Origin of the sequence: Paenibacillus sp. P13VS (assembly GCF_015143645.1) — a bacterium.
GTDB lineage: Bacteria > Bacillota > Bacilli > Paenibacillales > Paenibacillaceae > Paenibacillus > Paenibacillus xylanilyticus_A.
On the sequence record NZ_WYEV01000005.1, the window covers coordinates 14,490 to 26,736 of the forward strand.

Below are 12,247 nucleotides of genomic sequence, written 5' to 3' on the forward strand. Positions count from 1 at the left end.
GTTGGAACCTCCTAATTACTTCACTTCGAAATTGAAATTGATCTCCGCATCTTGAAGTAAAGGATGTCTTTGGTCCTTATCTGACAAAATCGGACTAGATGTAGGCCAATCAATTCCAAGAGCCGGGTCACTCCATAATATGCCGCGATCGTTCTCCGGGGAATAGTATTCGTCCACTTTGTACAAGACTTGGGTGTTTGGTACCAGAGTACAAAAGCCATGAGCAAATCCTTTGGGTACCAGTAACTGACGGTGATTATGTTCACTCAAGATGAAACCCTCCCACTGCCCGAAGGTAGGGGATCCTTGACGAATATCCACGATAACATCGTAAATCAAACCCGAAATAACCCGAATTAACTTCGTTTGTGCTTTGGGATTAAGTTGGTAATGCAATCCGCGCATCACACCAGGTTGAGCAGATAAGGATTGATTATCCTGAATAAAGTGGTAATTAATTCCTCGTTGATTCATGAGTTGTTCATTGTAACTTTCCATAAAAAAACCCCGGTGATCCCCGTGAACCATCGGTTCAATCAAACAGGCGCCATTCAGCTTGGAAGGAGTGATTTTCAATTATTCCGCATCCCTTCTCTTCTATAACTTTAACTTTCCGAACTCGTCTCCGAATACAATATCTCTCGCTAGCTCATTGGCCCGTGCCAATGAGGCGTGAGTACCTGCGTCTGTCCACCAACCCTTAAGTATATCGTAGGTAAGATTTCCTCGTTCAATGTACGCATTGTTTACGTCTGTGATTTCCAATTCGTCTCTTGCAGAAGGCTTTAATGTCTTGATGATCTTAAAGACTTCACTATCAAACATATATATGCCTGTTACCGCATATTTGCTTTTGGGTTTTTGAGGTTTTTCTTCAATAGATACAATGCGATCGCCATGTAACTCAGGCACTCCGAAGCGATGAGGATCGTTGACTTCTTGTATCAATATTTTTGCTCCGGACTTTTGCTCCCGGAAATTAGACACATACTCAGTAATATCGTCCTCAAACACGTTATCACCAAGAATGACCACCATCTGCTCATTACCTGTAAATTGTTCTGCCAATCCAAGTGCTTGAGCTATTCCTCCTGCTTCATCTTGCACTCGATAAGTGAATGAGACACCTATATCACTTCCACTACCTAGAAGATTAACAACGTCTCCCATATGTTCTTTGCCGGTAATCACCATGATGTCGGTAAGGCCAGCTTGTTTTAACTTATATGCAGAATGGAAGATCATTGGATACTTTCCTACAGGAAGCAGGTGTTTATTAGTTACCTTCGTTAAAGGAAAAAGGCGGGAGCCTGTCCCGCCAGCAAGAATTACGGCCTTCATGGGTACACCTCATTTTTAGAAAGTAAATAAAAAATTACCAAAATAACATATACAGTTAAGAAGAATACTCATATTAAAAAGAAGCCACTAAAATAACCCTATGAGATATTGGAATAAAGGCGCAATGTTCATTCAGCATTAGAGAAATTTACCACTTTTTTTAAAGAAGTTCTTTCCTTCTGAACCTAAGATACAATACAATAATTCCAATTATAATATTATAAGAATCTAATGATTTCTTCTTAAAAGTGTGAAAATAAACAATAACGCGAAAGATAATAGCCACACATTAGTGCCACTATCCACAAATAATTAGAGCCATCCAATTTAGGAAGCAAAATAAGCCACAAAAATTGTATCAGTTATTATTGAGAACGGATACATATCGAATGCAGATAATGATATATCTTTAGTAACCAACTTCATGAATTTATTTTTAAATATCTAGGTTATATAAAATTAAAAAGAACAAGGTTGTTTCAATTAACTGTTATTCCCAGAACCTTCTCATCCGGGGATTTTGTGTAGCAGTCTAGTTTAATTTATATAGAATAAGATAATGTGTAAGCTAAGTTATATAAATCAATTTCTTTTTCCACTGATTGAGCAACACTTGTTAGTAGCTCATCAGATAATTCTTTTTTTTCATCTAATAGTATAAATTCCTTGTATTGATTGGCAATTATAGAAATATCCAAATTCATTTCAGCATAGTTTCTTGCGTTATTAGCAAACTCCTCAATTAACTGTCGATCATTAGTTAATTTCAATAGTTCTTGATAAATTAAATTCACTTCTGTTTCCATAGAAAGATTTTCAGGTGACGGTATCTTGATACAGCAAGAATCTGGAACTTCTGAAAAACTACCTATGTCTGTTACAATCACACATTTCCTCTTAGCAAGTATTCTCATTAGGCTGGCTGAAGTTTCCCCATTATAGGGGTGTCGCAGATTTAAGCAAATGTCTGTGGCATCAATATACTGCTCAAAAGAAACCATATCAGTATAACCAGTAATAATAACCTTATCTCTTAAATTATTATTATTGATGAAAATATTCATTTCATTCTCAATACTTTCAGCTGGCTTTCCTACTAGGTATAATAAAAGGTTGTTATTATCATTTGAACATAATTTCTCGAAGGCCCTTAAAATAGGAATAATTCGTTTTGTTTCATGAATATGACCAAATGCCGAAATGATTTGTTTATTAGTAGGGATATTCAAAATACCACGGGCCAGCTTTTGATTCTCTAAATCATCTGTTTTTGCATAAAGAAAAATCTTTTCGACTTGTCTAGTGAGGGATTTCTGGAGAAGTTTCTTCTTAGCATAGTCACTATGAACTATAATCTTGTTAGCATAGTTAGTTACTACACCATTAATAATCATTTTGTACAATTGGACAGACTCTTTACCAGCAGTTAACTTTTCCACATAGTTGTCTATCAATTCCTTTTCAAAATCTTCGTATAAATATTTTTTGTATAACTGATAGTTATTTTTACCCACTGATAAATGATAAATTAATCCATGTAGATTATTATCATGTAGAACTAACGTCCCTCTATACCGCTGAATATAATCAATCATGTAAGTGTGAAACTCGCTGTTACCCATCTGATATACTGTATCTAAATACTTATCCTTGTTATTTTTATACTTATCATGAGAAAATACTTCTACATTCCCTTCAAATTCACAATCAATTTTATACCCACTATCAATGTATACATCTATATCTAAATATTTTGATAGCTCATTTAATATATCAACACTGTAATCAGCAATTCCTGATTGAAGTGGGGGGAGCGGAGTAAAAAAGGCTATTTTCTTTTTCTCAATTTTTTCAAATTTTTCATTGTTGATTATTTCTAATCTATTTATTGCTTCTATTGTACGTTCAGCAACGATATCCCAAGAAAACTTTTTCACTCGATTCAACCCTTGAATTCTAAGATCGTTTAGATCCGTCTGCTCCAAGATCTCGATTAATCCTCTAGTAATATCATTTATTTCAAAAGGATCCACTAAAACTGCCGCACCTTGAGCAATCTCTCCAAGACTAGAATTGTTCGAAGTTAAAATTGGAGTTCCACACGCCATAGCCTCAACAACCGGTAAACCGAATCCTTCATATTGCGAAGGAAATGCCATAATATACGCCATATTATAAAGTTTTATTAAGTGATCTAAAGGAACAAAATTTGTTAAAATAACCCTCCCATTAACACCATGTTTCTTTGCAATATTATAGTAACGCTCCTCTGAGGCGTCACTAAGTTTACAAGCCACAACTAATTGATACTTATCTATTAATTGCTTAGGCATCTTAGAATATGCCTTAATTAATTCAGCGATATTTTTACGGTCGTCATCTCCTCCAGTACACATAATGAACTCATCATGTATTCTATATCTATTTCTGATTTCACTGACATCTTCGTCAGATAAATCTACTTCTTTATACCATTCATCTGTTCCGGCATAAATGACTTCAATTTTATTTTCTTGAATATGGATGTATTTGACGAGGTCATTTTTAACACTTTGTGAAATAGCCAAGATTCTATCCGCTTGTTTAATTTTATCGATCCAGTTCATATACTGATTATAAAAATATTTATCTTTTAGATATCTTTCTTTAAATAAATAAGGAATAATATCGTAAACAGTTGCAATAACTTGAACATTGTGCAACCATTCTGGTTCATAAGACATATTAGAATCAAAAGGAGAAGTAATATAGAAAACCTCTATATTATGTTCCTTAATAAAATTTTTCACAATATTCCCGATAATCCCTTTATAAGCAGGTTTTTTCAACAGTAAGTTATCCGGACCCGGATAGAAATAAAACTCCTGGACATTTTCTGAATAATTCAAAATACTTTTAAGACTGACATCTTCGTAAAAATTCAAAAGGAAATATTTATTTTCTTTATCCGTCTCAAAAATTCTTTTAAACTGGCTAGCATTATAATTACCTATACCTCTGTTTTTGGAATCCGGGCTTAAAATCGCCAAGACATCAATTGCTATGTTCATTACTCTCTATTCCCTCACCTTCAAAAACTTTCTATCTATAAAAATTGAGTTTATTCCAGTAAATGCATATTCATCATATTCCATACCGTCCAAGAAACTTGCTAATTCTTTATTCTTTGTTTTGTAGCTTAACGTTGTCGCATAATCAACCATTTCAACAACAATTATTACTGGTCTATAATTGACATAATCAATAGATTGTAAGATTTCCAAATCTTTACCTTCAATATCAATAGATAGTATTACCGGAGCTTTACCTAAATATTGTTCTACAATTGTCCGATAATTCACCGTTTTAACTATCTTTATGTCCGTAATATCTAGATTAGGGTTTATCTCACGAAATTTCTGTGCCGCCTGTTCATCTGACGTGCTCAATCCGTCCCCATTCATAATATAAAATTTCACATTTTTCTCGGATTCAATATCAATAGCATAATTTAATATTAGATCGCGGTGACGATAAAACTTTAGCTCTGGGATAAGTTCAGGGTTAGCCTCTACTAAAATTCCTTTTGCTCCTTTTTTATAAAAGAAATACGTATTACTCAGTTCTTTGGCATGATTTGCTCCCATGTCTATATAGTCTACTTTTTCAAAAGGAATTCCCAATACGTGAACAATATATGCTAAGATGCTATCTTCTCCAGATTGAGCATAGGTTTGTTTAATAAATACTGAATTTGAATCATCTTGTAAAATTTCATTTTCATACAGTTTATTAATACTATCCTCAATAGTATCTATTCTCTCTGAGTTCATTGCAGGCATCTTTTCAAGTTCATTTAGCTGAGAATACAGTTTTAACTGCTCGTTCAACAACGAATTTATTTGACTTCTCTGTTCTGATACTATAGATAGCAACTGATTGTAGTTTTGGTCTTGTTGGCCCAGCTGCTCTAATATTTTTTTACATTGCTGCTCTTGTCCTTCAAATCGTTGAACATACTGGTTATCAAACTCATCCGTTTTTGACAAAAGCTCTGTGGATAATTCTGTTAATTTACCGATAGAAGAGGTTGTAGCATTGTTGAATTCAGTTTGTTGTAGACTGATGGGCTCGATATACCATTTCAAAAATTTCCTAACAACCTTTTTCCCAAAAACTATAACCGGGCCTATAAATTTCCGCGTTGAAAATAGATGCCTATAGGCTGGATTCTCTCTTGTTTTTAGCATCTGATTAATATGAATATGCAGTTCACTCATATGCTTTTGTTCTGTTTGTTCAAAGTCATACAGATTACTTTTTAAAGAAGAGAGGTTATCTTCACCCTTTTTTTCAAGTAATTTCTTAAAGATAACTTCATGTTCAATACTTTTAAACTTCATTTATTCTCCCCCCATCTATTAAATTTCCCACTCATGTTCAATCGACAACACGCCAACAGATTTATCATTTGAGACAACAGTAAAGTCCATATAGAATTTAATAAAATCTAAAGCTCTATGATCTTTATCTACTACCGCAACATTGAGTTTATATTTACCTGACAAAAGTTCGCATTTTTTCACAAAAAACCTTACTGTTCCTGTAGAACTCAAACTATTAATAGTTAATTTATCTATTTCAGTATTATTTCCATAAACAAGGTATTTGTCCGCAGTGTAAAAACCGATCCCAAAGATATATTCCTTTTGCGGAACATTAATTTTATAATCAATTTCAATGGTTAATGGATTACCTGCCAAAACAGTATTTGTACTTTCTTTTTGACTGTTCAGGATTCTAGCAGCAATAATCTCAACATCCTTTGAACCCCAGCGAACATCTTCCGAAAATTCCGAATTATCACTTGTTTCACTCGGAGCAGTACTTTCTGGACGTAACTCCTGATGCTCACTATTGAATTCTTCCTGACGTTGTTCAACAAATTTCTGATTCATATGTTGTGTATATAGATCAACTACTCGATCAGGCTCCCCGATCTCAATAATTTCTCCTTTATCCATCCAAACAACCCTATCACAAATTTTCTCTATTGTTCCTAAATCGTGAGCGACAATAACTATTGTTGCTCCGTTGTTTTTAAAACTTTCAATTTTATCAAAGCATTTTTTTTGAAAGTTAGTATCACCAACTGATAAAATTTCGTCAATTAACAAGATCTCTGGATCCACATTAATTGCAACCGAAAAAGCAAGCCTCATGTACATACCCGATGAGTATGTTCTTACAGGATTCTCTATAAAGTCACCGAGTTCTGAAAATTCTATTATATCATTCAATTTTTCATTAATTTCTTTTGTTGACAATCCAAAGATAGCAGCATTAGTGTATATGTTCTCTCTGCCAGTGAAATCCGGGTGGAAACCCGCTCCTAGTTCAATGAGACTAGATATCCTCCCATTTACTTCAATCCGACCTTGATCTGGGTATAAAATTTTTGTAATTAGTTTTAATAGTGTACTTTTGCCACACCCATTATGGCCTATTAACCCTATCGTTTCTCCCTTTTTAATATCTAAATTGACTTTGTTAACAGCAAGAAAGTCACTATAGTTGTTACTTCGAAGACGCAAAATCTTCTCTTTTAAAGAGAGAGGTTTGTCATGGTATATTTTAAACGCCTTACAAACATTTTCTATTGAGATTGCAATTTGTTTGGAATTACTCATTTTAAAGTTCCTCCGCAAAGGTCTTTTCACTTTTCTGAAAAACAAATATGCCTATTATAGCTAAGGCAACACTAACTACGAGAGAGTACATTAAGGAACTCCAATTCGGCTGAACCCCATATAACAAAATATTGCGGAATCCTTCAATTATAGGAACCATCGGATTGTAAGAAATCCATTTAGCAATCGCTTCAGGAAAAATACTGATATCAAAAACAATTGGTGTTAAATAAAACCATATCATAGTAACAATGGATACTATGTGTTCCAAGTCTCTGAATTTAACAAATAATGCAGATAAGGTTAGAGCTAGTCCTAAAGCCAGCAAAAACTCAATAAAAAGTATTACCGGCAGCCATACAACAGTTAGTTTCACTGAAACGCCAGTTAAAATTAGAGCTGGAAAAACAATTATTAATCCAAAAATATAATTCATTAAATTTGTACATACAACAGACAAGGGAAGGATTAATCTCGGGAAATATATTTTTTTTACCAAGTTTGCATTAGCTACGATACTTGTTGTGGAGCCTTGTATAGAAGATGTAAAAAAAATCCATGGCAATAATGCCACAAAAAGAAACATTGGGTAGTTTTCCTGATTGTTTCTTAATAGAAAAGGAAAGACAATTGAGTAAATAGCAAGTTGGAGCAGTGGATTTACAAATGTCCATAAAAAACCTAAAAAAGAGCCTTTATAACGAGATCTGAGCTCTTTTCGCACTATACTTACTAACATGGGACGATATGCAATTATCTCCTTAAAAACAGTTAACATTTCACTAAGCCACCTATTTTTAAAAGTTTACAATTCAGTTAACCAGTAATTATATATTTCAGACAAACTATCTTTCAATTTATAATTCGGACGCCACCTTGTAATTTTATTCAATTTTTCATATGAACCATAATAAATTGGAATGTCACTCGGTCTAAGTTTTGCAGGATCAACTTCTACCTTAATTTGTTTTTCAGAAAAAGATAGGAGATAATCCAAAATTTCCTGAATTGAAATAGAAGATCCAGAGCAAATATTATAGACCTCACCCGAGATACCTTTCTCATCAAGTAATCGGTAAGCATCGACAATATCTCTAACATCTGTAAAGTCACGTTTGCTACTAAGATCTCCGACCCTTATTACCGCTTCTCTTAAACCTAAGTTAATTTCGGCAATCTGCTTAGCAAAATCACTCGTCACAAATCCTATTTTCTGACCAGGACCTATATGATTAAACGGTCTTGCATGAACAATATCAACACCTAACTTATAATATACAGAAACGAGTTTACTAATTGATAACTTAGAAATCCCATATGGGTTCGACGGATTGGTGAAAGATTCCTCTGTAATAGGGTAACTAGAGACCGGCCCATATTCTTCAGAGGATCCAATTGATATTATTCTAATTTTCTCAACACCCTCATACTTACCAACCTCTTCAAACAAATTAATAGTTTCTATAAGATTTGATTGAAAAGTTTCCCCCACTTTTTCCCAAGATTTTTTCACTGAACTTTGTCCTGACAAGTGAAATATAACATCTGGATTTATTCCTCTAATAATAGCACTGATATTTTCCTTATTAGCTAAATCTAACGAGATCATTTGAACGCCGTTTACACAAGAAGAGGGGACATTACGTCCCCCACCCCAAACTTCATATCCATTTCTAAGTAGATTCTGACTTAAATAGTTCCCTACAAACCCTCGCGCACCGGTTATTAAGGCTTTTCTCATGAGTCACACCTACTCCTCTTTATTTAATTGTTAACTTTTTTAAGTCACTCTCAACCATCATTGTTACGAGTTGTTCAAAACCTACTTCAAGATCCCAACCCAACTTTTCCTTCGCCTTAGTACAATCACCAAGAAGTAAATCAACTTCAGCCGGACGAACGAACTTCGGATCCACTACTACGTAATCGCGCCAGTTTAGGCCAACGTGGCCAAAGGCTATTTCCACTAACTCCTGGACAGTATGTGTTTCACCTGTAGAGATCACAAAATCATCTGGTGTGTCTTGTTGCAGCATCAGCCACATTGCTTTTACATAATCACCAGCGAAGCCCCAATCACGTTTTGCATCCAAATTCCCCATGCGAAGTTCATTTTGAAGGCCTAATTTGATTCGAGCTGCTGCATCTGTTACTTTACGGGTCACGAACTCTACACCTCGACGCGGTGATTCATGGTTAAATAGAATTCCTGAACAGGCAAACATATCAAAGCTTTCCCGATAATTAACCGTGATCCAATGCCCGTACACTTTAGCTACGCCATAAGGACTTCTTGGATAGAATGGTGTTGTTTCTTTCTGTGGAGTTTCTATGACTTTACCAAACATTTCACTACTTGAGGCTTGATAAAATCTAGCATCCGGTTTAATCAAACGGACGGCTTCCAACATATTTGTTACGCCGATTGCCGTAGCTTGTCCAGTCAATACTGGTTGTTCCCATGAGGTTGCTACAAAGGATTGTGCCGCAAGATTATATACTTCATCTGGATTAGACTTTTTAATTGCCTGAATAAGTGATCCTTGATCGAGCAAATCTCCTTCGATAAATTCAATTTCATTTTTAATATGCTCTATGTTCTCCATAATGGGTACACTCGTTCTACGGCGAAGGCCATACACTTTATATCCTTTCTCAAGAAGTAATTCTGCCAAATATGAACCATCTTGTCCTGTGATTCCTGTAATCAATGCATTTTTAGTCATGTTTTTAAGTTCTCCTTTTGTTGTGCAGTTATCATATATCAAAAAATTAAGTAAAGCCTATAAATATTCTTCCATCTTCTGCATTCTTAACTCTTTTAGAAGCAACTTCACTTCCTGCGCCTTTTCCTTGGTACAAATTAATGTCACATCTTCAGTATCCACTATAATTAAATCCTCAATGCCAAGAGTAGCAATCAATTTACCATTGCTCTCAATAATACACCGCTTGGTATCCAAGTTGAGAATATTACCACGGATCACATTCCCGTTTTCGTCCAATTCATTAATTCGTTCAAGAGCTGTCCAGCTACCTACATCATCCCAGCCAAAAACACACGGGATCACATAGATGTTACTAACCTTTTCCATAATTCCGTAATCGATAGATTGATCTGGCATTTTCAAAAATTCTGAACGTATAATTTTATCACAATTCTCAGAATCGAGAACGGTCTTCATAGTTTCAAGAATGTCATGCATCTCTGGCATCAATTCTTGTATGTAGCTTCTAATCGTTTCGACTTTCCACACAAAAATGCCACTATTCCAATAGAAATTACCAGCTTCTAAATAGGATTGAGCTGTAGCCAGATCAGGCTTCTCGACAAACTTATTGACCTTATTAACGGGAAGTTCATTGATCAGCATAACCTGGTTACTACTTTCGATATAACCATAGCCTGTTTCAGGGTAAGTAGGCTGAATACCTAGTGTAACTAAACTCCCATTATCCTGAGCAACCTCAGTAGCAGTTTTTAATATGTTCACGAAGCCTTCTTCATTCTCAATGATGTGATCTGAAGGGATTACAATCATTGTGCTGTCTGGAAAGCGATCCTCAATAATAACAGATGCCAAACCGATACAAGGGGCTGTATTTCGCCCAATAGGCTCTATGATAATATTTTCAGATGGCAGCGTAGGAATTTGGGCTTTAATTAATTCTGCATATAATTCATTAGTGACTATAAATATACGAGACATATCAGTCAGTTTTTCAAGACGAGCAATGGATTGCTGTATCATAGATTTGTTACCAGAAATATTCAAAAATTGTTTTGGCAGATTAGTTCTACTCTTTGGCCAAAAGCGCTCCCCTTTTCCTCCAGCCATAATAACACATGTAATATTCATTTCATCCTCCAAATTTCCATATAGAAATATACTCTAATCTTTTCTGAATCAAGCCCCCGATGGTTTGTGGAGAGAAGTGCTGCTTAATGTACGCCTCTCCTTTTGACGATAATTGTTCATAATAGTTTCTATCATCATAAAGTTTACGCATATAATAACTTGCATGCTCTATATCAGGGTCAGCCCAATGTTGATATGCTTTGTACGGACCGAAGTCTTGTTTCAAATTCACTAGGGTGTAGCTCACTAAACATGAATTATCATGATTCATAAAATCTAAGTTGGATGACCACCCTGTTCCTATAACTGGTTTACCCAGATACATAGCCTCAGCAAGTCCTAGGCCAAATCCTTCGCTCCGGTGAAGAGAAATGTAACTGTCTGTTACAGAGATCAAAGCATTTGTATCATTTCTTGTAAGGGTCTCTTCAATCAGATAGATATTCTTGTTTTCCCCTATGATTTCATGCAGTTCGTCTAAATCTGTTTGTGCATAACCAACTCCGTTTACTTTTACTACAAGGCCTACCGACTGATCGTCCGGTAAAAAGGCGGTTTGAAACGCTCTAATCGAAGCTTTCGGATTTTTTCTTTCCTGATAGCTTTTCAAGTCATACATCGTTAGAAATAAAAATGCATTCTGCGGTAAATTATAGTAGGCCCGGTCTCTCATATGCTGTATGGGAACTTCAATACTATGTGGAATCTTCACTACGGGTACTGGGCTTTTTTGTGCAATGGAATCTGCAATAAACGTAGAAGGAACCCAAATTTCATTAACTAGGTTAAAGCTCTCCTTCCAGTCATCCGGAAAATCGGGCAGTTCCCAGTGCCAGTAACCAATGTTATAACGGTTTTTAAAAATCGAATTTCCATACTGTGAATAAACTTCGATCATCTGCTCAGCATTTATATGAAACAAATTAATATTATACTTGGGTTCAGCAATCTCTTTGTGGATCCATGTAGTATCGTTCATTCTGGCTGAGTTGGTCCCCGTAAAATTGATAATTCCAAAATGCATATTATCCACAGCGGTAATACTCCGCGCAGCTATTCTGCAGGATTCCCCAATTCCCATCTCGGCACGGGCATAACCCACAAGATTTATACCTGAGATGCTCTCTATAAAATGCGTCGATTCGTCATTTTTCTGCAAAGGGAAAGCTGTCTTAAGTAGTCTATGCTTAATCTGCTGTCTAACCTTAGGTGAAAAGAACTTAACACTCAATGGTTTTAATCTAACAGCAACCTTGAAAAGAATCTTATATATTAATGCTTTCAGCTCTGCCATTTGACATATACTCGTCCTTTATATTTTCATTTAGTTTCAAAGTAATACACTTCTACCATAAGCGTAATAGGACAACCTAAACG

At 35.2% G+C, this 12,247-nt stretch carries 10 protein-coding genes; all 10 read right to left on the bottom strand.

Annotated features, from left to right (window positions below; all coding sequences use genetic code 11):
- Nucleotides 1-15: 15 nt before the first annotated feature.
- The 10 genes from rfbC to GUA98_RS13995 all read right to left on the bottom strand — a co-directional run bounded on the left by rfbC (nt 16) and on the right by GUA98_RS13995 (nt 12,164).
- Complete coding sequence (gene rfbC, locus GUA98_RS13950; RefSeq protein ID WP_193723455.1) at nt 16-576, bottom strand: dTDP-4-dehydrorhamnose 3,5-epimerase; 561 nt, start codon at nt 574-576, stop codon at nt 16-18.
- 21 nt (nt 577-597) lie between these two features.
- Nucleotides 598-1,341, bottom strand: coding sequence for a sugar phosphate nucleotidyltransferase (locus tag GUA98_RS13955; protein WP_193723456.1), 744 nt, complete (start codon nt 1,339-1,341; stop codon nt 598-600).
- 542 nt (nt 1,342-1,883) lie between these two features.
- On the bottom strand, nt 1,884-4,391 hold the full coding sequence (locus GUA98_RS13960; RefSeq protein WP_193723457.1) for a glycosyltransferase: 2,508 nt from the start codon (nt 4,389-4,391) through the stop codon (nt 1,884-1,886).
- Nucleotides 4,392-4,397: 6 nt separating this feature from the next.
- Complete coding sequence (locus tag GUA98_RS13965; RefSeq protein WP_193723458.1) at nt 4,398-5,723, bottom strand: FkbM family methyltransferase; 1,326 nt, start codon at nt 5,721-5,723, stop codon at nt 4,398-4,400.
- Between the two features lie 18 nt (nt 5,724-5,741).
- Nucleotides 5,742-7,010, bottom strand: coding sequence for an ABC transporter ATP-binding protein (locus tag GUA98_RS13970; RefSeq protein ID WP_193723459.1), 1,269 nt, complete (start codon nt 7,008-7,010; stop codon nt 5,742-5,744).
- 1 nt (nt 7,011) lies between these two features.
- Nucleotides 7,012-7,788 carry an ABC transporter permease gene (locus tag GUA98_RS13975; RefSeq protein WP_193723460.1) on the bottom strand — a complete coding sequence of 259 codons (777 nt, stop codon included), beginning with the start codon at nt 7,786-7,788 and terminating at the stop codon, nt 7,012-7,014.
- 27 nt (nt 7,789-7,815) lie between these two features.
- Nucleotides 7,816-8,751: a GDP-mannose 4,6-dehydratase gene (locus tag GUA98_RS13980; RefSeq protein WP_193723461.1), complete on the bottom strand. Its 936-nt coding sequence runs from the start codon at nt 8,749-8,751 to the stop codon at nt 7,816-7,818.
- Between the two features lie 19 nt (nt 8,752-8,770).
- A complete protein-coding gene (gene gmd / locus GUA98_RS13985) occupies nt 8,771-9,736 on the bottom strand; it encodes a GDP-mannose 4,6-dehydratase (RefSeq protein ID WP_193723462.1) in 966 nt (321 codons plus the stop codon).
- Nucleotides 9,737-9,793: 57 nt separating this feature from the next.
- Nucleotides 9,794-10,870, bottom strand: a complete 1,077-nt coding sequence (locus GUA98_RS13990) for a mannose-1-phosphate guanylyltransferase (RefSeq protein WP_193723463.1) — start codon at nt 10,868-10,870, stop codon at nt 9,794-9,796.
- A 1-nt stretch (nt 10,871) separates the two neighbouring features.
- Nucleotides 10,872-12,164, bottom strand: coding sequence for a glycosyltransferase (locus tag GUA98_RS13995; RefSeq protein ID WP_193723464.1), 1,293 nt, complete (start codon nt 12,162-12,164; stop codon nt 10,872-10,874).
- Nucleotides 12,165-12,247 lie beyond the last annotated feature (83 nt).

Coding starts and splice junctions, on each gene's coding strand:
- GUA98_RS13995 (WP_193723464.1), bottom strand. CDS start 12,164: ATGGCAGAGCTGAAAGCATTAATATATAAGATTCTTTTCAAGGTTGCT.
- GUA98_RS13980 (WP_193723461.1), bottom strand. CDS start 8,751: ATGAGAAAAGCCTTAATAACCGGTGCGCGAGGGTTTGTAGGGAACTAT.
- GUA98_RS13990 (WP_193723463.1), bottom strand. CDS start 10,870: ATGAATATTACATGTGTTATTATGGCTGGAGGAAAAGGGGAGCGCTTT.
- GUA98_RS13960 (WP_193723457.1), bottom strand. CDS start 4,391: ATGAACATAGCAATTGATGTCTTGGCGATTTTAAGCCCGGATTCCAAA.
- GUA98_RS13955 (WP_193723456.1), bottom strand. CDS start 1,341: ATGAAGGCCGTAATTCTTGCTGGCGGGACAGGCTCCCGCCTTTTTCCT.
- gmd (WP_193723462.1), bottom strand. CDS start 9,736: ATGACTAAAAATGCATTGATTACAGGAATCACAGGACAAGATGGTTCA.
- GUA98_RS13975 (WP_193723460.1), bottom strand. CDS start 7,788: ATGTTAACTGTTTTTAAGGAGATAATTGCATATCGTCCCATGTTAGTA.
- GUA98_RS13965 (WP_193723458.1), bottom strand. CDS start 5,723: ATGAAGTTTAAAAGTATTGAACATGAAGTTATCTTTAAGAAATTACTT.
- GUA98_RS13970 (WP_193723459.1), bottom strand. CDS start 7,010: ATGAGTAATTCCAAACAAATTGCAATCTCAATAGAAAATGTTTGTAAG.